The organism is Shewanella marina JCM 15074, assembly GCF_000614975.1.
GTDB classification, from domain to species: domain Bacteria; phylum Pseudomonadota; class Gammaproteobacteria; order Enterobacterales; family Shewanellaceae; genus Shewanella; species Shewanella marina.
Window position 1 is genome coordinate 1 of sequence record NZ_BALM01000023.1, and the last position, 26962, is coordinate 26962.

Annotated in this window: 19 protein-coding genes and 6 pseudogenes; 15 read left to right on the top strand and 10 right to left on the bottom strand. The window is 41.3% G+C overall.

The features are described from left to right. From JCM15074_RS15180 to JCM15074_RS15200, 5 genes and pseudogenes are all read right to left on the bottom strand, one after another. The coding region (locus tag JCM15074_RS15180; protein ID WP_025822119.1) for a VWA domain-containing protein at window positions 1-1489 on the bottom strand (1489 nt) is incomplete at its 3' end. Next, a pseudogene (locus tag JCM15074_RS22475) lies at window positions 1486-2471 on the bottom strand (vWA domain-containing protein). The gene JCM15074_RS15180 and the pseudogene JCM15074_RS22475, both read right to left, overlap by 4 nt. Next, complete coding sequence (locus JCM15074_RS22480; RefSeq protein WP_025822121.1) at window positions 2465-2974, bottom strand: DUF4381 domain-containing protein; 510 nt, start codon at window positions 2972-2974, stop codon at window positions 2465-2467. Before JCM15074_RS22480 ends, JCM15074_RS22475 begins: the two are co-directional and overlap by 7 nt. Before the next feature lies 1 nt (window position 2975). After that, window positions 2976-3907 (bottom strand): annotated as a pseudogene (locus JCM15074_RS22485) (DUF58 domain-containing protein). Window position 3908: 1 nt separating this feature from the next. Next, window positions 3909-4865 (bottom strand): AAA family ATPase, encoded by a 957-nt coding sequence (locus tag JCM15074_RS15200; protein WP_025822123.1) that lies wholly within the window; start codon window positions 4863-4865, stop codon window positions 3909-3911. 236 nt (window positions 4866-5101) lie between these two features. On the opposite strand from JCM15074_RS15200, the gene fadI reads away from it, so the two are divergent. The 3 genes and pseudogenes from fadI to JCM15074_RS24995 all read left to right on the top strand — a co-directional run bounded on the left by fadI (window position 5102) and on the right by JCM15074_RS24995 (window position 8537). Then, the gene (gene fadI, locus JCM15074_RS15205) at window positions 5102-6412 is read left to right on the top strand and encodes an acetyl-CoA C-acyltransferase FadI (RefSeq protein ID WP_025822126.1); all 1311 of its coding nucleotides are present in this window, start codon (window positions 5102-5104) and stop codon (window positions 6410-6412) included. A 2-nt stretch (window positions 6413-6414) separates the two neighbouring features. Next, window positions 6415-8117 (top strand): annotated as a pseudogene (gene fadJ / locus JCM15074_RS22490) (fatty acid oxidation complex subunit alpha FadJ); the annotation flags it as partial. A gap of 174 nt (window positions 8118-8291) precedes the next feature. After that, window positions 8292-8537 carry a 3-hydroxyacyl-CoA dehydrogenase family protein gene (locus JCM15074_RS24995; RefSeq protein WP_234400247.1) on the top strand — a complete coding sequence of 82 codons (246 nt, stop codon included), beginning with the start codon at window positions 8292-8294 and terminating at the stop codon, window positions 8535-8537. A gap of 67 nt (window positions 8538-8604) precedes the next feature. On the opposite strand, the gene JCM15074_RS15215 is transcribed toward JCM15074_RS24995, so the two are convergent. Next, the gene (locus JCM15074_RS15215; protein WP_025822128.1) at window positions 8605-11400 is read right to left on the bottom strand and encodes an insulinase family protein; all 2796 of its coding nucleotides are present in this window, start codon (window positions 11398-11400) and stop codon (window positions 8605-8607) included. Between the two features lie 356 nt (window positions 11401-11756). Between JCM15074_RS15215 and sixA the strand changes: the two genes are divergently transcribed. Next, entirely contained in the window at window positions 11757-12227 is a 471-nt protein-coding gene (gene sixA, locus JCM15074_RS15220; protein ID WP_025822130.1) for a phosphohistidine phosphatase SixA, read from the top strand. Between the two features lie 62 nt (window positions 12228-12289). On the opposite strand, the gene smrB is transcribed toward sixA, so the two are convergent. Next, on the bottom strand, window positions 12290-12817 hold the full coding sequence (gene smrB, locus JCM15074_RS15225; protein WP_025822132.1) for an endonuclease SmrB: 528 nt from the start codon (window positions 12815-12817) through the stop codon (window positions 12290-12292). A gap of 170 nt (window positions 12818-12987) precedes the next feature. On the opposite strand from smrB, the gene prmB reads away from it, so the two are divergent. The 5 genes and pseudogenes from prmB (at window position 12988) to JCM15074_RS15250 (ending at window position 17726) form a co-directional block, all read left to right on the top strand. Beyond that, on the top strand, window positions 12988-13932 hold the full coding sequence (gene prmB / locus JCM15074_RS15230; RefSeq protein WP_025822134.1) for a 50S ribosomal protein L3 N(5)-glutamine methyltransferase: 945 nt from the start codon (window positions 12988-12990) through the stop codon (window positions 13930-13932). Between the two features lie 101 nt (window positions 13933-14033). Continuing rightward, window positions 14034-15126: pseudogene (gene aroC, locus JCM15074_RS22495) on the top strand (chorismate synthase). Then, complete coding sequence (locus JCM15074_RS15240; RefSeq protein WP_025822136.1) at window positions 15126-16307, top strand: MFS transporter; 1182 nt, start codon at window positions 15126-15128, stop codon at window positions 16305-16307. Before aroC ends, JCM15074_RS15240 begins: the two are co-directional and overlap by 1 nt. A gap of 17 nt (window positions 16308-16324) precedes the next feature. Continuing rightward, a pseudogene (locus JCM15074_RS22500) lies at window positions 16325-17466 on the top strand (ATP-NAD kinase family protein). After that, window positions 17460-17726 (top strand): YfcL family protein, encoded by a 267-nt coding sequence (locus tag JCM15074_RS15250; protein WP_025822138.1) that lies wholly within the window; start codon window positions 17460-17462, stop codon window positions 17724-17726. Before JCM15074_RS22500 ends, JCM15074_RS15250 begins: the two are co-directional and overlap by 7 nt. 54 nt (window positions 17727-17780) lie before the next feature. Here JCM15074_RS15250 and JCM15074_RS15255 read toward each other — a convergent pair whose 3' ends face one another. Both JCM15074_RS15255 and JCM15074_RS15260 read right to left on the bottom strand, forming a co-directional pair. Then, window positions 17781-18338 carry a GNAT family N-acetyltransferase gene (locus tag JCM15074_RS15255; protein ID WP_025822140.1) on the bottom strand — a complete coding sequence of 186 codons (558 nt, stop codon included), beginning with the start codon at window positions 18336-18338 and terminating at the stop codon, window positions 17781-17783. A gap of 303 nt (window positions 18339-18641) precedes the next feature. Further along, the gene (locus JCM15074_RS15260) at window positions 18642-19247 is read right to left on the bottom strand and encodes a class I SAM-dependent methyltransferase (RefSeq protein WP_025822142.1); all 606 of its coding nucleotides are present in this window, start codon (window positions 19245-19247) and stop codon (window positions 18642-18644) included. A gap of 366 nt (window positions 19248-19613) precedes the next feature. Here JCM15074_RS15260 and JCM15074_RS15265 point away from each other — a divergent pair, with 366 nt between their 5' ends. From JCM15074_RS15265 to JCM15074_RS15275, 4 genes are all read left to right on the top strand, one after another. Further along, a complete protein-coding gene (locus JCM15074_RS15265) occupies window positions 19614-20303 on the top strand; it encodes a DNA alkylation repair protein (protein ID WP_025822144.1) in 690 nt (229 codons plus the stop codon). 245 nt (window positions 20304-20548) lie between these two features. Then, window positions 20549-20875, top strand: coding sequence for a hypothetical protein (locus JCM15074_RS23745; RefSeq protein WP_051536921.1), 327 nt, complete (start codon window positions 20549-20551; stop codon window positions 20873-20875). A 16-nt stretch (window positions 20876-20891) separates the two neighbouring features. Continuing rightward, complete coding sequence (locus JCM15074_RS23750; RefSeq protein ID WP_148300810.1) at window positions 20892-21137, top strand: hypothetical protein; 246 nt, start codon at window positions 20892-20894, stop codon at window positions 21135-21137. Between the two features lie 360 nt (window positions 21138-21497). Then, window positions 21498-22307: a sulfite exporter TauE/SafE family protein gene (locus JCM15074_RS15275; protein ID WP_051536923.1), complete on the top strand. Its 810-nt coding sequence runs from the start codon at window positions 21498-21500 to the stop codon at window positions 22305-22307. A gap of 95 nt (window positions 22308-22402) precedes the next feature. Here JCM15074_RS15275 and mnmC1 read toward each other — a convergent pair whose 3' ends face one another. Continuing rightward, window positions 22403-24391 carry an FAD-dependent 5-carboxymethylaminomethyl-2-thiouridine(34) oxidoreductase MnmC1 gene (gene mnmC1 / locus JCM15074_RS15280; RefSeq protein WP_234400246.1) on the bottom strand — a complete coding sequence of 663 codons (1989 nt, stop codon included), beginning with the start codon at window positions 24389-24391 and terminating at the stop codon, window positions 22403-22405. A gap of 116 nt (window positions 24392-24507) precedes the next feature. Here mnmC1 and fabB point away from each other — a divergent pair, with 116 nt between their 5' ends. Both fabB and JCM15074_RS22510 read left to right on the top strand, forming a co-directional pair. Next, window positions 24508-25719 carry a beta-ketoacyl-ACP synthase I gene (fabB, locus tag JCM15074_RS15285; RefSeq protein WP_025822150.1) on the top strand — a complete coding sequence of 404 codons (1212 nt, stop codon included), beginning with the start codon at window positions 24508-24510 and terminating at the stop codon, window positions 25717-25719. Between the two features lie 116 nt (window positions 25720-25835). Continuing rightward, window positions 25836-26962, top strand: a pseudogene (locus tag JCM15074_RS22510) (4-phosphoerythronate dehydrogenase).

The following is a 26962-nucleotide window of genomic DNA, read 5'->3' on the forward strand; positions in this document are numbered from 1 at the left end:
CTTGACCAGACTGACCTTGTTGCTGGTCTTGACCAGACTGACCTTGTTGCTGCTCTTGTCCAGATTGACCTTGTTTTTTGTCCTGTTGAGATGGCTTCTGTTGTTTATCTTTATCAGATTTATTCTGTTTATCTTTGTTATCTTGCTGCTGCTTTAATTTTTCAGCAATGGCTAAGTTATCTTTTGCGGCTTGCATATTAGGTTCAAGTGTTAATGCAGCTTGGTACTGTTTGATAGACTCATCAATTTTGCCCATATGAATTAATGCATTCGCTTGATTATATAAACCTGTAGCAGAGTTATCTTGCTCAAATAACGGTAATGCTTTGGCATAATCACCAGCTTTATACAGTGCGCTTGCTTGCCATTGTGGATCCTTAAATTGATCTGCAGCTTGTTTATAGTCTTTATTATCAAATGCTTGTTGTGCCTGCTGCGCTTGAGTTTGCCAAAGGTCATTCCAAACACTGGCATGGGCATTATCAATAGGTAAAAGCACGCATAAGGCTAATACGGAGACTAAACCATATCGAAAACTTAACAGTGCAGGGATGAGCAATAATAAAACCAGATAAGCGCCAGCATCTTGCCAAGTACTGCCTTTTAGATCGGTCGCTTTTGAGCTTGTACTATCGCTAAGCCAACTATCAACCCGGCTGACTTGGTTGTTGGCCGCGCTAACAGGTAACATAATGCCATTATTGGCAGAAGCTAATTGTTGCAGTAGCGAATAATCAGTTTTGGCAATAACCACTTGATTGCTATTATCTTTTAATAATTGCCCGTCAGGTAGTTGAATTGGCGAACCTTGTTCACTTCCCAATGCCATTACCGCTAATCGATATTGACTACCTTGCAGTTGCTTGTTGACTAATCCTAATTGTTTAGCGCTAACACCATCAGTGAGTAAGATGATATCGCCTTTGACGTGTCCGCTTTGGCCTAATAGTTCTTTGGCCTTGGCAATTGCACTACTTACGTCAGAACCTTGCACTGGCATAATAGAAGGTGACAAGGTGGGTAACAGGTTCAGTAATGTGGCTTTATCTTGAGTTAACGGACTAATAATAAAGGCGTCTCCCGCATAAGCTATTAACCCTGTTTCACCGTCTTTAAGGCTATTAATAAGATCGGTTGCTGCAAATTTCTCTTGGGTCAAACGATTTGGCGGCATGTCGTTAGCAAAGAGTGAGGTTGACATGTCCATCACTATCACGCGCCCTTGGCTTGATGCAAAAACAGGTAATTCTTTTTTGCTAAAACTTGGGCCCGCTAATGCGATAGTGGCAATTAACCAACAGACAAACAGTAGCCCTAAATTATAGTTACGTTGCGGGTTAGTATTTTCAACCAATAGTTTGGCTAAATGCGGTGCAATAAAACGACTCCAGCCTGCACTCGATGGTTTTGTGCGCCATAACAAAATTGCCAGTGCAACTAAAGGTAATAGGCTGAATAACCATTCAGGTCTTATAAAATGAAAGGTCATTGCGATTTCTCCGTACGTTTACGTTGAAATAGCGGCAAACTGCCGATGGCCATCAATGCACTTGCGAGTAATGAAAAGGCAAGCGGCCAATAAAAGAGTTCAGTTTGTGGGCGATAACTGAGTTGATCCCTGCTAACGGGTTGCAGTTTATCGATTTCATGATAAATCTGTTCCAATTGCTGTGGATCTCTTGCTCTAAAATATTCACCACCAGTAATTTGAGCAATCTTAGTTAGTGTTGCTTCATCGAGATCTGATGATGGATTAACCGCTGTGTACCAAATAATGAACGCCTTAGCATTTCATCAGCGCCGACACCAATGGTATACACTTTAACACCACTGTCTTTAGCTAATTCTGCTGCTTGTAATGGTGCGATGTTACCTGCGTTATTAGAACCGTCAGTTAATAAAATAAGCACTTTATTACTGTTATCTAGTTTGTCGAAACGTTTAACGCCTAACGCAATGGCTTCGCCAATTGCCGTTTGTTTACCGACTAAGCCGATTTGCGCCTCGCGTAAATACTGAGCCACCGTTTTACGGTCAAGGGTGAGGGGAGCCTGTAAGTAGGCATGATCAGCAAATAAAATTAAACCGATGCGGTCACCTTTACGGCGGTCGATAAAGTCACTGACTACATGCTGAATGACTGTAAACCGGTCAACATTTTGGCCATTGAGTACCATGTCATCAATTTGCATACTGCCAGAAAGATCAACTGCAACCATTAAGTCACGGCCTTTGGCTGGCAGTTCAATGGGTTCCCCCACCCATAATGGACGAGCGACAGCAGTAATTAATAGCGCCCACATTAACCATAATAAAATACGTTTAGGCTTGCCTTTTGATGAGAGGTTTGCTTGCTGACCATGACCAACTCCAGGGAGATGCAAATGACCTGTTTGCTGTTTTTGTTTGGTTTTAAACAGCAATGGCAATGGCAACAAGATAAATAGATAAGGCCATGCGAAGGTTAACATGATAACTCCTTAGTTAACTTAGCTAACTGCTTATCAGTTAATGGTAATGCGCCTTTTAACCAGCATTTAGTTAATTGATAGAGTTGTTCATTAGTGTCCGGATTGTGTTGCGGTTTGGCAAAGCGGTTACCTAATAATTGCGCAAATTGGCCTTGTTTATCCGCCGCTAGCAATTGATCTAACCAAGTAAACCAGATGGCATCATCAATTTTGGCAATGTGTGTTCTTGCGACATATTGCAAAACAACTCGTTTAAGTAAGCTATTAATGTCGTTACTGTATTGCGGAGATTGTTTATCAAAATATTCCAATACCACTAGTGCTTCATGTTTAATTTTATTGCGTTGCTGTTTGCGCTTGAGTAGCCAAACAATACCACCAATGATGAGGATAAACAGCACCAAACAGATCCAATAACCATAGGCGATAGGCCAGTTATGAATTGCTGTTGGTGTGTGGATATCCTGTAGTTGAGCTAACGCAGATTGAATATTAGGATCCATATTATCTCAATAGCTCCAATTGTTGGCTTAATGGTTTTGCTGCATCAATAAAACGAGTTTGTACCCTTAATTTATCCATTAACTGGATAAAGCTAAGTTGTTTTGCTTGTTGCTCTGCTAGCCATTGGCCATAACTTTCTCTATCTAAAATACGCTCAACACCCGCATCTTTTACCGGTAAGCTAAAACGCTTTGGTAAATCAAGCGTACCTTGTCTTAAGGGATCTGTGATGACAAAAGCCCCCATATCACAATGACGCTTTAGTTCTGACAGTGGTGCTAAACATTGCTGGGTTACATCCATGCCATCAGTAATAATCCAAATTAAAGAGCCCGGTTTAGCAATACGTTGCAAACGTTGGCAGGCTTTAAGTAGATGATTTGGGTTTTGAGTTGGCTGTTCTAGCTGCTTAAGTTGTTGATCATGTATTTTTTTTAAGCCTGCAATTAATTGCAAAATGCCCATTTGACGGCTGCGGGGCTTCAGTTCTAAATGCTCATTTTCACAGGCGATAAGTGCGCCTAAGCGATCGCCATGATGAATTGCGCTCCAACCCAAAGTTGCAGCTAAATGAGCAGCTTGGACTGATTGCAACATTAAGCTTGAGCCAAAATAGAGGCTATTACTCATATCAATTAATAGGTAGATAGGGCGTTCACGCTCTTCTACAAAGAGTTTTGTATGTGCTTTACCTGTTCTGGCCGTGACTCGCCAGTCGATAGTACGGACATCATCACCATTTTGATAATGTCGCACTTCGGCAAACTCCATTCCACGACCTTTAATCAAGCTCGCGCGATGCCCTGCAAGATGAGCTCTAGCTTTGCTGACTCTTTCTGGAATGGCTCGCGCGATACTCTGACAGGCAAGCAGTTCTTTTTCATTTAGCCAATGCCGTCGGCAAATAGGGGTAAATCTGCTTGTGCTGTCATATTAAGGAACCGCTACTTGATTAAGAATATAGTTAATTACGCGATCACTCGTCACACCTTCTGCTTGCGCTTGGTAGCTCAGCAGTAAACGATGGCGTAATACATTTGGTGCGACGGCTTGAATATCTTCAGGTGACACAAAGTCGCGATTATGTAGCCATGCTCTGGCTCTCGCACAACGTTCAAGTGATTGGGTCGCACGAGGACTAACACCATATTCAAGCCAGCTTGCAAGTTCAGGGCTATAAGCTTGTGGCTGACGTGTGGCCATAATGATATCAACAATATATTGCTCTAAAGATTCAGCAAGATAGATCTCAAGTGCCGCTTTACGCGCGCTAAAAATATCCGCTTGAGCAATAGGCGTAACCGTTGCCATATGTTGGCTAATGGCTTCATTACGCGATAACCGTAAAATATCTAATTCAGTAGCTGCGCTTGGGTAATCTAAGTTCAAATGCATTAAAAAACGATCGAGCTGCGCTTCAGGGAGCGGGTAAGTACCTTCGTTTTCTAACGGATTTTGGGTTGCCATCACTAAAAATAGATCGGGTAATTTATAACTGGTTTTACCTACAGTAACTTGACCTTCAGCCATTGCTTCTAACAATGCCGATTGTACTTTTGCAGGAGCACGGTTGATTTCATCAGCCAAAATCAAGTTATGAAATATTGGACCTGCTTCAAATTCAAATGTGGCCGTTTGAGCACGGTAAATATCAGTACCCGTTAAGTCTGCAGGCAGGAGGTCTGGGGTAAACTGAATACGTTGAAAATCACCTTCAACCCCGTCACATAAGGCCTTTACGGCACGTGTTTTGGCAAGTCCTGGAGGGCCTTCAACCAAAAGATGACCATTAGCAATAAGTGCGATAAGTAAATTTTCGGTTAGGGTCGGTTGACCTAAGATAACCTGATCGAGATAACTGCGTAATGCATTAAATTTATTCAATGGCATGATTGTTCACTCGGTTGATAAAGTTAAAAGGATAGACCTAAGTAAGGCTAAAAAATTCCATTAGCAATGTGCAAGCGACAAAAAAACAAACAAGTGTTTAAAACTTGCTAACAAAACGTTACTATTTAGTCACTACTGGTTGGTCAGACCTCTGATAAAGGCTATAAATATAGTGCAATAACATACCACTAATTTTTGGCAAATCAATGGGTTTACTAGGATAACGAGGGCACAGGATGAGTGTAAAACAACAATTAAAAACAGCAAAAGGCGAACGGATTGCGATCGTAGCAGGCCTAAGAACGCCATTTGCTAAACAAGCCACTGCATTTAATGGTGTTTCGGCACTTGATATGGGCAAAATGGTCGTCAACGAATTGCTTGTTCGTAGTGAGCTTGACCCCAAGTTAATTGATCAACTCGTTTATGGTCAGGTGGTACAGATGCCTGCAGCACCTAACATTGCGCGTGAGATCGTATTAGGGACAGGCATGGATATAAGTACAGATGCTTATAGTGTTACACGTGCCTGCGCTACCAGTTTCCAATCAGCAGCCAATGTAGCAGAATCAATTTTAACCGGTAATATTGAAATTGGTATTGCGGGAGGTGCAGACTCTTCATCAGTATTACCGATAGGCGTTTCTACCAAACTGGCCGCGGCGTTAGTTGATTTAACGAAAGCCCGTACTATGAGTCAGAAACTGGCCATTTTTACTCGTTTAGGAGTGAAAGATTTATTGCCTGTACCGCCAGCAGTTGCTGAGTATTCAACAGGCTTGTCAATGGGGCAGACCGCTGAACAGATGGCGAAAACTTACCAAATTAGTCGTGCTGATCAAGATGCATTAGCCCATCGCTCACACCAACTTGCTGCTGAAACATGGAATGCCGGGAAATTAGCTGATGAAGTAATGGTGGCGCACGTGCCGCCATATAAGCAATTTATTGAGCGTGATAATAATATTCGTGAAGATTCTACTTTGGCTTCTTATGCCAAATTAAAACCCGCTTTTGATCGTAAACATGGCACGGTTACCGCAGCTAATAGTACGCCATTAACAGATGGTGCATCGGCCATTATTTTAATGAATGAAAGTAAAGCTAAAGCGCTGGGTTATCAGCCAATTGGCTATATTAAGAGTTATGCCTTCACCGCTATTGATGTATGGCAAGACATGCTAATGGGTCCTTCATATGCGACGCCATTAGCATTAGCTCGTGCAGGTATGGAGTTAGAAGACCTGACTTTAATTGAGATGCATGAAGCATTTGCGGCGCAAAGTTTGGCAAATATGAAGATGTTTGCTTCTAAAAAATTCGCTCAAGAGAAATTAGGCCGAGATCGCGCCATTGGTGAAATTGATATGAGCAAGTTTAATGTACTCGGTGGTTCACTCGCTTATGGACATCCATTTGCTGCAACCGGTACCCGTTTAATTACGCAAGTTTGCCGTGAGTTACAACGCCGTGGCGGCGGAACAGGTTTAGCTACAGCATGTGCTGCTGGTGGCTTAGGTGCAGCAATGATTGTGGAGGTAGAGTAACCATGGAAAACACATTTACATTAGTTGAGCGCGATGATGGTATTGCAATCTTAACCATTGATGTGGTTAATGAATCAATGAATACGCTTAAAGCAGAATTCGCACCTGAAATTACCGAGATTATTGCAGAAATCAAGGCCAATAAAACAATTAAAGGGTTAGTGATTATCTCAGGTAAAGCCGATTCATTTATTGCCGGCGCTGACATTAGTATGCTTGATGCTTGCCAAACATATGAAGACGCAAAAGCATTAAGTCAGCAAGGTCATGAAGTGTTTAATGAGCTGGAAAACCTTAATATTCCAGTGATAGCTGCAATTAATGGCGCATGTTTAGGTGGTGGTTTGGAACTTGCGTTAGCGTGTCATCAACGAGTCTGTACTGATGACCCTAAAACTATGCTGGGTTTACCCGAAGTGCAGTTAGGATTATTGCCTGGCGGCGGTGGTACACAACGCTTACCTCGTCGGATAGGTATCGCAAAAGCATTAGATTTGATGTTAACAGGCAAACAAGTTAGACCTAAACAAGCGTTAAAAATGGCTTTGGTTGATGATGTTGTACCTAATACTATTTTGTTAGAAACTGCCGTAAATATGGCGTTATCAGGTAAACGTCACGCTCGCAAAGCGACCCAGTCTATGGTTGATAAAGCATTAGAGACCAATACGTTTGGTCGCAATGTGATTTTTGATCAAGCTGGTAAACAAGTTTATAAAAAAACACAGGGTAACTATCCTGCACCGAATAAGATTATTGACTGTGTCCGTCAAGGGATGGAAAAGGGCATTGAACAAGGTTTATTAGCCGAAGCGCATCATTTTGCCGAATTGGTGATGACGCCAGAGTCTGCTGCATTACGCAGTATCTTTTTTGCCACCACCGAAATGAAAAAAGAGACCGGTGTCGCTGATGATGTTAAGCCACAAAAAATCAACAAAGCAGTGGTACTTGGTGGTGGTTTAATGGGCGGCGGTATCGCTTCTGTCACCATCAATAAAGCCAAATTACCGGTGCGAGTCAAAGATATTAACCAGCAAGGATTAAGCAATGCGTTAGCTTATGCTTATAAATTGATTAATCAAGGGGTTAAACGTAAGCATATGACACCCGCGGTGCGTGACAATATCATGGCAAAAATGACCACCACTGTGGATTATACTGGTGTTAAAGATGCTGATATTGTGGTTGAAGCGGTATTTGAAGATTTAGCCTTAAAGCATCAAATGGTGCAGGAAATTGAGCGTGAATGCAGTGAGCATACTATTTTTGCATCTAACACCTCGTCATTGCCGATTGCACAAATTGCAGAGGTGGCTACGCGCCCTGAGAATGTCATTGGTTTACATTATTTTTCGCCAGTAGAAAAAATGCCATTGGTAGAAGTTATCGCTCATGCCAAAACCTCCCCACAAACCATCGCGACTACCGTTGCTTTTGCTAAAAAGCAGGGTAAAACTCCGATTGTCGTACAAGATGGTGCGGGTTTTTATGTGAATCGAATTCTCGCTTTATATATGAATGAAGCCGCGCAACTATTGTTAGAAGGTAATTCGGTTGATGGTTTAGATAAAGCATTGGTTAAGTTTGGTTTCCCTGTCGGCCCATGACATTATTGGATGAAGTGGGTATTGATGTTGGTGCCAAAATATCGCCGATTTTAGCCTCTGAATTAGGTGAGCGTTTTGCTCCGCCTCAAGCATTTGAACAACTACTCGCTGACGACCGTAAAGGGCGTAAAAATGGCAAAGGTTTCTATCAATACAATGATAAGAGCAGTAAAAAGAAACTGGTTGATGAAAGTGTGTATGGGGTGTTGGGGTTAACGCCTAATGATGTACATGACAGTGATATCGTAGCACAGCGTTGCACAGTACAAATGCTCAATGAAGCGGTACGTTGTTTAGAGCAGGGGATTATTGCTTCAGCCCGTGATGGTGATATTGGTGCTATCTTTGGTATTGGTTTTCCGCCATTCTTAGGGGGACCATTTAAATATATTGATAGTCTAGGTGTCGACAATGTTGTGGCTATTTTGCAAGGCTATCAACAACAATTTGGCGAGCGTTTTGAGCCGTGTCAATTGTTAGTCGATATGGCGCAAGAGGGGAGAACCTTCTACTAAGCCGTTGTTGTTAACTCAATCAAAAAGGACAACCCTGTGGTTGTCCTTTTTTGTTGGTCATCATTTTTTATAGCAAAAACTTAGCTGCATCAGCTTTAAACTGAGTGATATCATCAATGTATTTACTTGATGGGATACTTGGTTCATTACGATGTTCAACACCTGTTGATGTCAGGATTAGACGATCTGGCTGGCTTGGTCGCATCTTCTGCATGGTTAACTTAATCAAATCAGCACGTTCAAGTGATTCGATATGGCTTGCCACCAATTCACGTTGATTGAATTGGTAATCTTTATTACCAATACTGCCCCAAAAACGTTGGCTACTGGCTTTTAAGTTGGTATCACGCTCAAGCAGTTGCTGAACTAAGCCTTGTTTAGTGGTGAGCCATTGCTGATCGGTGATTTGCAATAATGCGTAAGTAAAGTCAGCAATAAACTCATCAATAGCCTTGAGTAATTGCAATGGTGAGGCGGTAGGAGACTGAATATAAAAGATCATCCCCGGGTGTCTATTTAACGGTAAATATCCGGTGCCCACCATATAGCCTAGCTGTTTTTCGGTACGTAATTCATGGTAAAACGTCGAAGACATGGTGTGGTTTAGTAGCGCATATAAAGCCATCTGTTTGCTGTTAGCTTGCTGCGCCTGATAGTAAACAATAATGGCACTATCTTGATGTTCAACTTGTATGTCTCTGAGTAAACTGCCGTAACCGGCGAGGTTAATCAGTTCTCGTTTTGCCTCATCACTGGGTTGGCTAACAATGCTCAGTAATTGCTGTAAGTTTTTACCAAAACGAGCCGCTTCTTTTCGTGGGTAATTTCCATACAATAACCCTTCTACATGAATTGCTTGGTAAAATTCATCAATATGCTGATAGAGATCTGCAAGTGTAGATTCTGCTAATAGCGCCGCTAATTTTTCAGGCTCATAATTACTCTTTTGTAAGGTAACCGTTAAGCTGGTAAATAGTTGCGAGATCGGTTTAGCTTGCTTCTGATTATGCCAACTTTCCAGTAACTGTTTTTTAATTAAATCAAAACGTTCTTGGCTAAAATCACGCAAGCGCGCCTTACTAATGATTAATTCTAAAAGTTGTTCTTGTTTACCCGTAAAGCCGCTTAAATGGAGAGTAATACCGCCTTGATGAGGGTAGATATTGTAACCCAGACCGGCAACTTCAGCTTGGTAGGTATATTCCACTAAGTAGTCGAGTAGTATTTCAACATATAAACGCGTGAGTGCGGCATGTTTTGGCGTTTGGCTTGCCTGTATTGAGTCAATAGATAGGTATATATGACCTTTAGGCACATTAAATGTGTCATCTTTTTTATGCCAAATTCGGTATCCTGCGCCTTCAGTCGCAATTTGTGGAATTGCAGAATCACTGCTTTCTTCAAAAACTTCTGCATCACTGATGATAAAAGGATTTGGGGCTGATAATTGCAGTTCTGCTCTTGGGGTGAGGTTGCGCCATTGGGCTAGTCTTTCAGGTTCAATTGCACTGATAGAATAGGGGGTGTCGTACCATGCTGCTTGTTGTGGGTGGGCTAACTCTTGTTTTTTACCCACTAACTCAAGTCGCATATTGTCAACATTCATTAAATCCAGCAATGCTTGAGTTTGCTCATGCAGCAGGCCATCCATGCGGTAATCACCATAAAGTACATCGCTCATTGGATAGTGGTGCATATTAATGCTGAGGTGGCTGGCTAAATCTTGAGGATTAATTTTCTCTTGGTACTTAAAAGCAAGCTTTAATAAGTTAGCACGCTCATCGTATCGCCATGCTTCAATGCCCTGCTGCTTAATAAGCGCTAAAAATTCAAATGTGAGTTGGATGACGAGATCAACTTGCTGCCAGCCCTCGTCTGTCAAATGAATACTGATCGAATAATTTTTAAAGTTATAGCCACTCACTCCGCCGCCAGCAGAAAGTTGGTCTGCCAGTTGTAGCTCTTTTAAATTCGCTAATAAACTGCCATTACTCTCATTACCTAAAATGTGGCTAAGATAGGTGAGCGGTTTATTTTGATAAAACTGATCAATATTGGGCAAATTAAAACTGATGGTGAGTCGCTGTTGCGTTTTAAGTGGAATAATATTGATTTGTTGAGTTAATTGCGGCGCCGCTAATAATGGCACATTGGGGTACTGTTTAGTAATCTGACGATTAACGATGGCACCAAAATATTGCTGTGCTAATTGGGCAAGCTTATCAAGCGCAACAGGGGCGACAATACATAAGCGCATTAAATTGGCGCTATAATGTTGCTGGTAAAAGTTAAGCACTTCGTCTTTTAATTGCTGCTGTTCACCCGCTAACGTGGTTAGGTTACCCACTGAGAATTTTGAAAAAGGGTGTTGTTGATTAACACTTTCTTTTAGTACTTGGTAGCTGCGGCGTACATCATCTTTTAATTTGAGGCTAAATTCAGACTCGATGGCATGCCTTTCACGATCAACTAGGTCGATATCAAATGAGGGGGCAATAAAAAACTGACTAAAGCGATCGAGTGACGGTTCCAATACATCAGGGTTAATACTGTAGAAAAAGTTGGTATGTTCGGTACCAGTCCACGCATTGTGATTACCACCAAATTGATTAATAAATTGGTGATACTCTTCGGCAGCGGGGTATTTTTCAGTACCAAGAAATAACATGTGCTCAAGAAAATGGGCCATGCCTGGACGTTCAATAGGATCATCAAAGTGACCCACATTTACTGCAATGGATGCTGCAGCTTGTTCTGCATTCATATCTTCGACAAGCAATACCTGTAGTTGATTATCCAGAGTTAAGTATTGGTATTGACGTGAGTCATTGGGGCTCTTTTTTATGAGAATAGAATCAGACAAACAGTATCTCCATGAATGATGTAAATTGATTTTCCTAATCAATTACAAATGGTTAGATAAATATTATAACGATAAATTATATACCTATAAATTATATACCTAAATATCCATTTTAGTGTGACAAATACAAGCCATTTCTTACATTTTATCTGTTCAATCTTAGCAATTGTACGCACAGGCAGACAATACATCGAATACCTAAACAACTTGAATTCTGCAACTTCAAGTCGTTTGGATATATACATATTGATCGTGATTGTCGTTTTTAGCAAATAACAATTCGAGCTTATTGTTTTTTTTATAGTGAGATTAACCTACAATGCGCAGATAACAGCTAGCATAATGAACATTAATATATGCAATTATTTCTAATGCGTCACGGTGAAGCCCAATTAATGGCGGCAAGTGATCGTGAGCGAGCCCTGACTCTTGATGGGCAGCAACAAACAAGTAAAGTGGGTCAATGGCTTTTACAACAGCATGTTAATTTTGACTTAATACTTGTGAGTCCTTATTTAAGGGCGCAACAAAGTTGGCAATTACTCGCGCCCCTTTTTGGGGAAGATAAACAAGTATTAACCTGTGAAGAGCTAACGCCAGATGCGGACCCAAGCCGCGCAGTGGATCTGTTGCTTGCCTATGGCGAACATTATCAGGCAAAACAGGTGTTGGTCTTAGCGCATATGCCTTTATTAGGTTATATGGTGTCAGATTTAGTGATGGGCAGTGAGCCACCATTATTTGCCACATCAGGTATCGCATTGATTGAGCCTAATCAGCAGTTAAGACAGCTTTCTTGGTTATATACACCTTATAACTTAGCTTAAAAAACAGCGTCAATTGACGCTGTTTTTTTGTTATGCTCGATCATCTTTTTATAGGATAGATGTTAACGACGGTGAGGCTCATCACCAATATCGACCAATACCAATAAGGCCGCATCGCCGCCCCATTCTTTAGAGGCTTGGTGGAAGGCTTTTACTTGCGGATGCTGAGCTAACCACATTGGTGTCTGCTGTTTTAAAATACCCAAACCATGACCATGCATTACACAGCAGCATTGAATGCTCTGTTTTACGCAAGCTTGAATTAATGCGGCAATTTCAAGCTTGGCTTCGCTTTGTCTGAGTCCATGTAAATCGAGTAACAAATCAGGTTGATAATCACCGCGACGCAAGAGTTTTAATTCGCGGCTTTCTACATCTTCGCGGCGCCAACGCATCGCACCTTCTGTTGGAAGCAAAGGCTGATAAGTATCAGAAAAAAAGCTACCTACATCTTGTTGTTGCTGTTTCTCTTCTAATAACCGTTTCTCTTTTGCGGCTGGACGAAAATGAATTTTGTCCTGATTCAGAGGCTTAATGCCATCAATAAGTTGTAAAAACTCAAGTTTATCGTCATCGGGAATATGGGTCATAGAATTATCATTACTTAAGTTAATAGTGGCCGTTTTTATAGGCATTAGCGCAAAATACACACGAATTAGTGCGAGTCATCGTTTAAATTATACTATAGCGCCTATCAAATAGTATTGAAATTTATCGACTTCAGTTACAATGCGCTAGAGTCGTTTTGCTGGAGTAAGTTTTGGATAAAATATTTGTAGATGAAGCCGTTACTGAATTACGGACAATCGGTGACATGTTGCGCTGGGCAGTAAGTCGCTTTAATGATGCTAATATCTATTATGGTCATGGTACTGATAATGCTTGGGACGAGGCAATTGCCTTAGTTTTTCACGCATTACACCTACCAGATTCTTTAGGCCATGAAGTGATTCATGCCAATTTAACAAGCAGTGAAAAACACAAGATTGTTGAGTTGATCATCCGTCGCGTGCAAGAGCGTTTACCAGTACCTTATCTCACTAATAAAGCTTATTTTGCTGGCTTAGAATATTATGTTGATGAGCGCGTATTAGTGCCAAGATCACCAATCGCGGAAATGATAGCCAATGGTTTTAGCCCATGGTTATATAACAAAAACATTACCCGTGTAATGGATCTTTGTACTGGCAGTGGCTGTATTGCGATTGCTTGTGCGCATGAATTTGAGAACGCAGAAGTTGATGCACTGGATATCAGTGAAGATGCTTTAGAAGTTGCTCAAATAAATATTGAAACTCACGATGTGATGGATCGTGTATTCCCAATGCAGTCAGATTTATTTAGTGCAGTGCCACGTGGCCCGCAATATGATTTGATTGTATCGAACCCACCGTATGTTGATGCTGATGACTTGGCTGATATGCCAGAAGAGTACCAACATGAACCTGAAATTGGTTTAGGTTCTGGCCGTGACGGTCTAGATTTGACCAAGCGCATTTTAGCCAATGCTGCTGACTACCTAACCGAAGACGGTGTATTAGTGGTTGAAGTGGGTAACTCAATGGTGCATTTAATGGCGCAATATCCAGATGTGCCATTTACTTGGGTAAGTTTTGAAAATGGCGGTGACGGCGTGTTTGTATTAACGCGTGATCAACTGCTCGAAAATGAATCATTATTTGCCATCTATAAAGATGAACAATAACCGATTTTTTTGATAGTCTGTAAAGACAGTTAAAAAGCCTTTTCGCGAAAGCAAAAGGCTTTTTTTAAATATAAAAATTAAAATAAGAGGCGTTTGAGCGCATGTCTGGAAATAGTATTGGTCAAAACTTTGTTGTAACCACCTTTGGCGAGAGTCATGGCGTAGCCTTAGGATGTATTATTGATGGTTGTCCCCCTGGTTTAGAGATTTCAGTTGCCGATCTGCAATTGGATTTAGATCGCCGTAAGCCAGGCACGTCACGTTATACCACTGCAAGACGCGAAGCCGATGAAGTGCAAATTTTGTCAGGTGTATTTGAAGGGGTTACCACTGGCACCTCAATTGGTTTATTAATTAATAATACCGATCAGCGCAGTCAAGATTACTCCAATATTAAAGACTTGTTCCGTCCCGGTCATGCCGATTACACCTACCAACAAAAATATGGCCAACGCGATTATCGTGGTGGTGGCCGTTCATCAGCACGCGAAACCGCAATGCGAGTTGCTGCTGGCGCAGTCGCTAAAAAATATTTACGTGCAGTGCATGGCATTGAAATCCATGGTTACCTATCACAGTTAGGCCGATTTGTGCCGAGCAGATTGATTTTGCGCAAATAGAACAAAACCCATTTTTCTTTCCTGATGCCGACAAATTAGAGGCATTGGACGAATATATGCGTGAGCTTAAAAAGTCAGGCGATTCCATTGGTGCCAAAGTGTCAGTGGTGGCAACCAATGTGCCCGTTGGCCTAGGTGAACCTGTATTTGATCGTTTAGATGCTGATATTGCCCACGCGTTAATGGGCATTAATGCCGTTAAAGGAGTTGAGATAGGCGATGGCTTTGCGTGATTAATCAAAAAGGCTCTGAACATCGCGATCTCATGTATTTAGATGGCTTTGCCTCAAACCATGCTGGTGGCGTGTTGGGTGGCATATCATCAGGTCAGCCAATTGTGGCGCATATGGCATTAAAGCCGACTTCAAGTATTAGCGTGCCGGGTGACAGTATTACCCGTGATGGTAAAACTGCAGAAGTGGTGACCAAAGGGCGCCATGATCCATGTGTGGGCATTCGCGCCGTACCCATTGCAGAAGCCATGTTAGCCATTGTATTAATGGATCATTTATTACGTCACCGAGCTCAAAATCAAGGTGTATCCAGTTCAACCCCTGTGTTAGGAATGCGTTAATGCCGCGAACCTTGTCGAGTGAGCAACAACTGCGTTGGCTACGTGCTTGTTACTTTTTCTTTTTTGCCATATTAGGCGTGATGGTGCCTTATCTTGGTGTATTTTTTGATAGCCGTGGTTTTAATGCCGCGGAAATTGGATTCTTATTAGCTATTTTGATGGCGACTCGCATTATTGCACCGAACCTATGGGCGCTGGTGGCAGATAGAACCGGGATGCGCTCAGAGCTGATTAAAATCGGCGCAGCCACAGCGGCGTTGACCTATGTGAGCTTCTTTTATGAAGGCAGCTTTACCTATTTAGCGATCAGTTTAGCTATTTATACCTTTTTTTGGAACGCCATTTTAGCTCAGCTAGAAGTGATCACCCTTGAGACGCTAGGAGAACAATCCACACGTTATGGTGCGATTCGTAGTTGGGGCAGTGTTGGTTATATTGTACTAGTGGTCGGTGCAGGCCTTGCTATTAGCGAGTGGGGGCCTTGGGTGGTGCCTTATATTGGTATGAGCCTATTTTTAGGGATGCTGCTATGTGCCATGCCATTGCCAGCTAATCGGGCGGCAGTGGTAGATAAAGCATCGCGTAAACCTCTTAGCCTTAATCGCAATATGTGGATTTTTCTGTTTTCCGCCATGCTATTACAAATGAGTGCCGGGCCATTTTATGGTTTCTTTGTGCTCTATTTAAAACAAGCCGGTTATACCGAAGCTGTCGCTGGGGTATTTGTTGCGTTTGGTGTACTTGCTGAAATCATTATGTTTATGTTTGCACCGCGCTTATTAGAAAAATTCGACGTGGTCACACTGCTCGCCGTCAGTATCGGTTTGACTGTATTACGTTGGCTATTAATGGCCTTTGGCGTGGACAGTCCATGGCTGATTGGTTTAAGCCAATTGTTGCATGCATTTACCTTTGGATTAGTACACGCAGCGTCAATTCAATTTGTATTCCAACAGTTTGATATTAGCCATCGCAGCCAAGGGCAGGCGCTGTATGCCAGTTTAAGCTTTGGTGTGGGCGGCGCATTAGGTACTTGGATTTGTGGCATGATTTGGGGGGATGGAAGCGGTGCCATGTGGACTTGGATTTTTGCAGCTGTGTGCGCATTATTTTCATTAATCACTATTTTGTTAGTGCCACATCATCGCAATCAACAACCGACATCAGCGTTACAAGCTTAACCATATAGGAACAGAATATGAGCCAAACGGTTTTTCGATTAGGGATATTGATTAACCCTTTAGCTGGACTTGGGGGCAGTGTTGCCCTCAAAGGCAGTGACGGTGTGGCTAAAGAGGCATTAGCCCAAGGTGCAGTGCCAATGGCCGAGCGCCGTATGCTGCAAGCCTTAACGCCATTACTTAATCAGCGTGAGCAGATCCATATCTATTGCCCCGCAGGCACCATGGGGGAGAATGTAGTAGCGCAAATGGGCTTTCATTATACCCAAGTCATGCCAGTGGCGAATGACACCACTGCTAGTGATACCCAAGCGGCAGTTAAAGCAATTTGTGACCATCAAGTCGATTTACTGTTATTTGCAGGGGGGATGGTACGGCTAGAGATATTGAATCTGTGGTTGATGAGCAGCAAGTGGTGCTAGGCGTCCCTGCTGGCGTGAAAATTCATTCTGGAGTTTATGCCATTACGCCAAAGGCCGCTGGGCAAGTGGTTAATATGCTGCTCGATGGCCGTTTAGTCAGTTTAATGGCCGCTGATGTGATGGACATCGATGAAGTGGCTTTTAGGCAAGGGATTGTTAAAGCCAAACGTTTTGGTGAAATGCAAGTACCAGCCGAACCGCGTTATGTGCAAGCGGTAAAAATGGGCGGTAAAGAGGTTGATGAACTGGTATTAGCCGACATTGCCGCAGAAGTGGTGTCAGAGCTAGATGATGATTACTACTATGTGATGGGGTCGGGTTCAACGGTTGCAGCAGTGATGGATGAGCTGGGGTTACCCAATACCTTGCTTGGCGTAGACGTGATTTATCAGCAACAACTTGTTGCTAGTGATGTTACCGCGCAGCAGCTACTCGCCATTACGGCAGATAAACAGGTTAAATTGGTGATTACCTTAATTGGCGGCCAAGGGCATATCTTGGGGCGGGGCAATCAGCAGTTATCAGCACCATTTATTCAGCAAATTGGGCGCGATAATATTATTGTTATTGCCACAAAAACTAAGCTTGAAGCCCTGCAAGGGCGCTCGTTAATTGCTGATAGTGGTGATCCGCTTTTAGATTCTGCGCTGGCAGGTTATTATAAGATAGTTTGTGGTTATCGTGATTTCGTCATGTATCAAGTGGCGGAGCCGAGTGATGTGGAGTCTACATGTTAGAAAAGTATGATAATGAATTAGCTGATTGGGTCAGTTCTGTGCTTGCCAATGGCGACGACGATGCAGTATTTGCAAGTGGCTATTTACAAGGCCATTTTGCGGTAGTGTTATCGCAATTAGAACAACAGTTAGCGCATGACTTTAACGCACTTGATGCGCAAATGCAGCTTTGTTTAAAGCAGGCGCAATTGGAATTAAACGATCATGATTACCGCTTAGTTGAGCACGCATGGCAGGAGTTTGCCGCGCGCTTGCAATAATCAGCTATCAGCAGTGATTCGATATTAGAAAGGCATCAGATGATGCCTTTTTTGTTATATTTGATTATATTCAGTACTTATTAAACCAAAACATTTCAGGTCATGGAATTTATTTTTCCAGTACCCGCTATGTCGCCTTAGTCCTTCTTCTTTGAAACCTACTTTTTTGAGTACCGATTCGGAAGCTTTATTATCAGGAATTGTGTCACCTTGAATACGATGTAGTTCACCACAGGGTAACTCTCCATCGAAGGCAGCAGTCACTATTCGATGCACAGCCTCTGTTGTATAGCCCACTCCCCAATGTTTCGGAAGTAAATCATATCCAAGTACGGCATTTTTCATTTTAGGGTTCCAACTATTGAAACCACATGTTCCAATCAGCTCATTCGTTTCTTTTAAGCGAATAGCCCAACGGATACCTGCTTTTTCTTCAAAACGATTGCGGAAGAATGTAATAAGGTTTTGTGCCTGTGATAATTCACTGAAAGCTTCAAGGTCGTAATATTCGACCACAGACTCATCTGAAAACAGGTCAAAAACACTTTCAGCATCTTGAACTAGTAACTCTGATAACCTTAGCCGATTTGTTTCTAATACAGGAAAGTGCACTTAATCCTCCGTTAAATATAATGTCCGCTTAAATGAAAATAGTAGTTGGTTAAAATAGGCGGAAGTAAAACCAATAGTTATTTGTTCTTTTAAGTGACTAGTGTACGGCCTTCATAAGCAGTCGAGCTGTTACTTGTTAACGCAAAATAGATCCCGTATATTGCGAAATTACATGGGAACAGCAAAATTATACTAAGTAAAATCAATACTATTTTTATACCTAAGGATTTGACTTTTTTCATCGCAACATAATGCCTAAAGCCGCGGAAAGAAAAAGCGAAGCTTTTGGTTTTCCGACTGCCTTTACTTGTTATATTTTTTCGCAACCACAGAGTAAATATGCCACTGCTGAGGTATGCCTTGGATTTCGCCAGAAACATTATGCTCAACAAACTTTAGAATTTCGAATTCACTAAACAAAGCTCTAACAGCTGCTTCAGTGAAAACCAAAACATGCTCCCAAAATGCTTTCCGATCATAATTCGGACCAGCCATTGTATCATTCTGCCCAAGAAACGAACCGCAAAATACCCCTTCAGGATTCAGTGACTCCGAGATACTACGCCATACACCATAAAACTCCTCGGGTGGACAAAAAAATAAACTAGCATCCGCAACAATTAACGTGGATTTTGGATACTCAAAAGAACTAAAGCTTTCATGAGATAAAAATACATTCTTGACCTTGCTGAAGCGTTCGCTGCACAATCGTACAGATTCCTCATTAATATCAAATGCGTGAACTCTAAATCCGTTTTCAGACAAGTAAGCTATATCAGATCCTGCACCACACCCACAATCCACGGCCACCTTAACATTTCCGATGAGGTTAGATGCGTACATCAAATCTTCTCTAGTACTTCGATTTGTTGTTTCAGAGTAATATTGTAGTATTTCTTTAGTAGTCATAATTCCATAAATCTAACAGTATATTAGGCTGAATTCTGAATAAGAACAGGACTTCCAAGTTAATCATATATTAGAAAAGTATCCTGAAATGTTCGTTTTCTCAATGCTATATTTAATATTTTCCTGCGATCTCACTAACTTTCTTGATAGTGAAAGTCAGAATTTGCATATTTGTGATGCAGTGCGATTTAATGACTAGATATGGATGTTTTTAAACAATCATTTAGTCGTTATTGACCTTAAATAGCTTTCCTTGTTACACCACAATAGTGCTGAAAATTCACAATGATATTGACGAAAATACCCGCTAGATGTGGTTCTGTAGTAGGATATCTTTGATGTCTATCATCAATAAAAGGATAAGTGATGTCCCCATGGGTTGAGGCAACAAAAGTGGCGCTAGTACCATTAGCGAATGCAGATAATGCGAGTGCGATGAAATCATATATGCGTAACCAGTTTGCATTTTATGGCATTCAATCTGTGCCACGTCGAGCCGCAATGAAGCCCTTATTTGCTAAAAATCAATTACCGTCAATTGAAGCATTGCCGATAGTGATTAATGAGCTTTGGTCATTACCCGAGCGTGAATTTCAATTGGTGGCAGTCGATTTACTTATTTTATTTAAGAAGCAGTTGCCCGTATCTATGTTAGCCAATGTAGAAGTCCTGATTACCACTAAATCTTGGTGGGATACGGTTGATTTTTTAGCAACACACATAGTAGGGAGTTTAGCTATGCGTTATCCCATTGAATCAGCAAAGTTTATCAATGTTTGGCGCAACTCTGACAATCTATGGTTACGCCGAACAAGCTTGCTTTATCAATTGAAATATAAAGATGACACTGACACTGAACTGCTTTTTTCTCTGATTAAACAGAATCAATTTGATAATGAATTCTTTATTCAAAAAGCGATCGGTTGGATGCTGCGTGAATATTCAAAGACCAATGCTGATGCAGTAGTTGAATTTATCAATACTCAACATATCCAAGGACTCGCAAAACGAGAGGGGATTAAGTGGCTTAAAAGTCATGGTTACTCTCAAAAGTAATTTAATACTAACTAAGTAGGATATTCGCTAATAATTGCTGTAGGTGATTTCTTAAATATTTTTTATCAAATACTAGTGATTGATATTTAATATGCCAAGATGCTGGGGAAATAAGTCCATCTGTATTGAGAGAGTGAACGATTTAACATTAACAATATCTACCTAGTAACGTTTTCTTTATTTGAGTGTGTTTTAATTAATATGGGAATAAGAATAAATACGATATTAATTAAGGGCTGATATTTATGAAAGTTAAATTTATTATTTTAGCTGTGATGTTTTCAGCAATGGTTGGCTGTAGCAGCATTCCATTAAGTGCAATGTATAAAATGATGAGTATCAACCCTTTAGAGATTGATCCACAGCAAATAGTGGTCGCAGTGCAAGCACCTAATGGAATTGAGATTGGTGATGATGATATTGCCATTAAGTTTGATTTTTTTACGGATAAACCAGAATCAACTTTCAGACACAGTTTTTATGTCAAATCAGATAGCTCTTATGTTTTACCCGATGAATTAAAGCAAGCGTTAAATGATGATAGTCAATTTTTTTATACTAAATCTCAGTAAGCAAGATGCACTTAAAATGGCTCAAGCGCAACAAGCGGTGAAACAATACCGAATGAAAAATGATGATGGAGCAGGAAGCTTTAATTTAATTATCGAATCTGTATGCAAAAATGATGATTTTTCTGTGACTAATGACGAGCTGAATGTTTATCTAAAACTAAAGGAAAATGATGAGTTTTTTATGTTTTTGGATTCGTTAAGTGTTTTTGATATTAAAAATATCAATTCACGTAAGGGGGATGTTATTTATCCTTGTCGTTAACTAAGCATCTTTAACTTCTGTTTTTATGTGTCATTTGCTGGTGGTATAAAAGTGAATGACTCATAACGTAATAATGAGATGGCCTTTAAATAGCATTAGATAAACCTTGTTTTTGCTTAGTGTTTATTAATGATTCAAAGTTATCACCGTATATTTCCAGCGGATTAATTTAGATTTAGCTTTGTGGTCTATTTATCTGCTTAAGCATAAATTGTATGCATAGGTCATTATCTTATTGGTGAAGTGATTGTTGGTTGCTAAGCCCAATGTATGGGCTGAATGATGAATGTTATTAGCGTACTTATCTGCTTGTTGAACATAGGTTTGGTGTTTTTTTGCTATTACTTTGTTCGAGATTATATGAGCGCGGCAAAGCAGGGCATATTGGAAGCTAAACCTAATCATTTGTTAGTTGCTACGATTGCGATAATGGTTAATTTTTTCGATACCTTGGGGATTGGCGGCTTTGCCCCTTTGGTAGTGCTCCTTAAACGATTTAAATTAGTTCAAGATAAGTTACTTCCTGGTACGTTAAATACCGCTTTATGTCTGCCCTCCATTATTGAAGCTCTTATCTATATTAAAAATGTCCCTATTGATGCGATGACATTACTGAGCATGATTACCGCCGCCATTATTGGCAGTTTACTTGGTGTCAAGCTCGTAGCACGGCTAAATGTAGGCAAAGTACAGTTGGTTATGGCACTTGCGCTGAGTTTGGTATTAATGATCATGTTGTCGGATAAGGCTGGTTTTATCTCTGCTGGTGGCAGTGCATTAGGCTTAACGGGAACAAAACTGGCTATTGCGATTACAGGTAATTTTATTTTAGGCGTATTGATGAGTTTTGGTATCGGCCCATATGCGCCTTGTATGGCATTGGTGTATTCACTTGGGTTAAGTCCAATTGCTGCATTTCCGATTATGATGGGCTCTTGTGGTTTGGTGATGCCGATTGCGAGCATTAAGTTTATTAAGTTGCACGCTTATCATCGGCGGGTGTCATTATTGATTGGTACGACGGGGTTAATTGGCGTGGTTGCGGCAGTAGCGATTATTCATCTGTTATCAAGTGCATTACTCACATGGGCAGCAATTATTATCATTAGTTATACTGTGTGGCAGTTATTTGCTAGTGCTCACCGATATTTATCCGCCCAATCTGCATGATAAAGCACTAACGGTATATTTCATGTCGCAATAAACAAAAGCACGCCATTTTAGCGTGCTTTTTAGTGTCAAATGTTTAACTAATTGCTTGAGTCTTAAATACCTTCAATACTCTTGCCTTTTCGCAACTTACGTAACCACATACGGTTTGGATTGAGCCTGTCTAAAATGGGATAAGTCAGTGGTAAGCTCTCACCACACATTAGCGCCGCAAGGGTTTCTGCTGCTAATGGCCCCGAACTTAACCCCCGTGAGCCTAAGCCACCTAATAGATATAAACCTGCAATAGTTGGGGCAAGTTGTTTATTCCAGAAATCTGCTTGCGGGTGTGTTTGTGCTAATGCCTTTATTTGGGGTATATCGGGTAGGGCGCCCATCATAGGAAAGTGATCGCGACACACCATTCGTACGCCAACACGGGCTTGATTAGCTGAGACATCCAAATCATCGGTCCAATCACTATCTGGATAACAGTCACTGATTTTAGCGCGATTTTGCTGCTGCTCAAGCTCACTAAAGCTTAAATCTGTCGCACCTTTAATATAACTGGCACCTATACAATGATGTTGATTAGCCATTGGTGTCATATAGCCATGGGCGCAAAGCACTTTATTAAGTTTACTGAGCTTTTCGGTGGTGGGAATATGACTGACTTGGCCTCTGAAGGGGCTTAGTTGCAGTTGCGATGACTGAGAAAATTGGGTTATCTGCGCACCATTGGCTAATACCACTGCGCTAAATGGGCCATAAATTTGCTGTTGGCTATGAAGCTGCCAACCATCCGCGGTTGGTTCAATTGCGTCAATTTGGCAATTAAAATGGGTCTGACAATCGACTAATTGCTGGGCTTGTTTGATACAAGCTTTAGCAAAGTCTGACGGGCAAACCCAGCCGCCTAGCGGGTAGTGAATACCTGCGTTGTTTATGGTGAGCTGCGCTAATTGACTGGCTTGCTTAGCATCAATGCTATGGGCGATATCTTCTGGCCATTGCTGCTGTGACATAATTTTATCAAGTCGTTGTTGGCTGCGATCATCATGGCCGGTATGCACTACGCCGCATAAATCAAACTCAATTGAGTGGCCTTGCTGAGCGAGTTGCAATAAGCGTTGGCGGCTAAACAAATATGCTTGTTGGAAAAATTGACTTAAGTGATCATTTTCTGGGGTTAATAGTGGATAAATTGCCCCTTGTTTATTGCCCGATGCAGCCATTGCAAGATCACTATCTTGGCAAAAAAGATGGCTTGAGATACCGCGCTGAGCCAGTGATAAACATAAATTGGTACTGGCAAGGCCGCCGCCAATTATAGCGATATTATCGGTATTGGCTGCGGTTAAATCCAGTTGCGGCCATTGTGCTTTTAACTGCTGATTTAAAGCGTGTGTTTCTGCTTCAATGATGTGTTTGTCATTCTCTTGCTCGGGGTGTGCTTGCCAAGGTGTGAATCCGATATCTGCTAATGCCGCAGCTGTTGTGGTTGTGAGCTCATCAGTTGCTAGCCATGTTGCTGTTGGCGTTGCTAGGCGGGCAAGCTGCCAATAGTATGAGGTTATGAGTTGTTGTTCTGCTCGGCTACCGATTAACCAATATTGGATTAAATGTGATACTGATTGCGGCGTAGGTTGTAATGATAATTGCTGATTTAGTGCACCAAAATGGAAATCAACCATTAATTGACTGTCATTAAATTGCAATCGTTGGCAACCTACAATGGCTTGTATGTCAGTATTAAGTGGCGAGACGCTCTCAAGTGTTAATTGCAATTTATGCCACAATTGATTGAATTTTATCGCTTGTTCGGGGTCATTATCGTAGATTGAAAGCTGTATTTTTATTTTCGGTTTTAGTTGCTGTAATAGCACTAATGCAAATACAGTGTAAGCATCTTGTAAGCCAATTAGTGCTATATGCAGTGGATTGGTATTTTCTCTAACCAGTTGATTCAGATTGGCGATCAAACTGCTGAGATGAGTGTTATGATAGTGACCATTAACGCCATCACCTTGATTAATTAGGTGTAATAGCTGGGTTAATTGACCTTCAATATGACTGTTAATTGCCAAAATAAGTACTCGTTGCAAAATATTTTCTAATATTTTAACGATGTTTATGGAGAGCTGACCACTTAATTGAGTGAAAACAGATACTATTACCATAATCAACGAGTACTGATTATGTTCAGAATGGATAGCAAATGATGAAAAGAGTTGTGATCACCGGTATCGGTGTAGTGTCAAGTATTGGTAATAATAAACAGGAAGTGACCGAATCTCTACGTGCTGGTAAAAGTGGTATCACTTTTTCAGAGCAATTTGAAGAGATGCAGCTGCGTAGTCGTGTATGGGGCAACATTAAGCTTGACCCTGCTGAGCACATTGATCGTAAAGCATTCCGCTTTATGGGTGATGCTGCTGCATATGCATATATTGCCATGAAAGAAGCCATTGCTGATGCTGAATTAACTGAAGAGCAATATTCAGATCATCGCGTTGGTATTGTAACGGGTTCTGGCGGCGCATCATCACTAAACCAAGTACAAGCAGCTGATACGTTACGTGCTAAAGGCGTAAAACGTGTGGGTCCTTATATTGTGCCTCGTATCATGTCTAGCACTACCAGTGCTTGTTTAGCGACTCCTTTTAAAATTAAAGGTGTTAACTATTCAATCAGCTCTGCATGTGCAACAAGTTCGCATTGTATTGGCCATGCTGTAGAGCTTATCCAAATGGGTAAGCAAGATATGGTGTTTGCTGGTGGCGGCGAAGAGCTTGATTGGACGCTTGCTATGGGCTTTGATGCTATGGGTGCGTTATCAACTAAGTATAACGATGCTCCTGCTACTGCTTCTCGTACCTATGATGCAAATCGTGATGGTTTTGTTATTTCAGCTGGTGGCGGTATCGTTGTCGTTGAAGAATTAGAGCATGCGTTAGCGCGTGGTGCAAAAATCTATGCTGAAGTGATTGGTTATGGTGCATCTTCTGATGGTTATGACATGGTTGCTCCATCTGGTGAAGGTGCTGTTCGTTGTATGCAGATGGCGTTAGCTGATGTTGATACGCCAATCGACTATGTTAACACTCACGGTACTTCAACTCCTGTAGGCGATTTACGTGAACTTGAAGCATTGACTGAAGTGTTCCCTGACAATATGCCTGCGATTGCTTCAACTAAGTCATTAACTGGTCATGCTCTAGGTGCGGCTGGTGTGCATGAAGCCATCTACTGTATGTTGATGATGGAAAATAACTTCATTGCGCCAAGCATCAATATCACTGAATTAGACGGTAAAGCGGTTGATTTACCGATTGTAACTGAAACACGCGATGCAGAGTTAACAACTGTGATGAGCAACAGTTTTGGTTTCGGTGGCACTAACGCAACATTAGTTATGCGTAAATACAAATAAAAATAATGAGTTAAACTCTATTATTTTATTGAAAAGGGAAGCTTAGGCTTCCCTTTTTTGTTGGCTATTACTACACTGCTAAACACTTTTAGTCTTAACCCCTCTTGCTTATCATTATGAAGATTATTGTTGATGAAAACATGCCGTATGCCAAAGCACTGTTTGCTGATATTGGTGAAGTGACTGCTGTTGATGGCCGAACGTTAACTGCCTCACAGGTGCGGATGCTGATGTTTTATTAGTGCGCTCAGTGACTCAAGTCAATGCGCAATTACTGGCTCAAAATCAACGTATTGGTTTTGTTGGTAGCGCCACCATTGGTACTGACCATATTGATTTAGGCTATCTGGCTGAGCGTAATATCAACTTTGCCAATGCTCCTGGCTGTAATGCTACGGCTGTGGGGGAATATGCTTTTATTGCGATGCTTGAATTAGCCCAGCGTTATAGCGTTAACATCAAAGATAAAGTCGTGGGTATTGTTGGTGCGGGTAATACTGGCTCAGCCTTTGCGCGTTGTTTACAGGCTTATGGGGTTAAGGTGTTATTTAATGACCCTATTTTAGCCCTGTCACGACCAGATGACTTTGTTAGTTTAGATGAGTTAATTGAGCAATGTGATGTGGTCAGTTTGCATGTACCGCTAACATTGGCAGGTCCATTTGCGACTCATCATCTTTTTGACCAATCAAGACTAGAATCATTAAAACCGGGTACATGGTTATTTAATTGCTGCCGTGGTGAAGTGATCGATAATCAAGCATTAATTAATGTAAAACAGCAAGGTGCCGATATTAAGTTGGTACTTGATGTGTGGGAGGGGGAACCTCAACCTATGCCTGAGCTGGTTAAACTTGCCGAAATTGCAACGCCACATATTGCTGGTTATAGCTTAGAGGGTAAAGCGCGAGGTACGTTTATGCTTTATCAAGAACTGATGAACTATTTATGTCGTCCTGCCACTCAATCTTTAACCGAATTATTGCCTGATTTTAAATATCAGCAAATTAATTTACGTCATGAGTTAACGCAATATGATTTATTGCAGTTAGCGCGTCAGGTTTATGATGTGCGTGATGATGACTATTTATTTAGACAGGTTGGTGTAAATTCAAACGGTTTTGATCAAATGCGAAAAAATCATCGCCATCGACGTGAATTTAGCGCATTGTCCCTAGCCAATGTGGGGCAAGGTAATGTAAATTGGCTGGTAAGTTTAGGTTTTAATAGAGCAGATAAATAA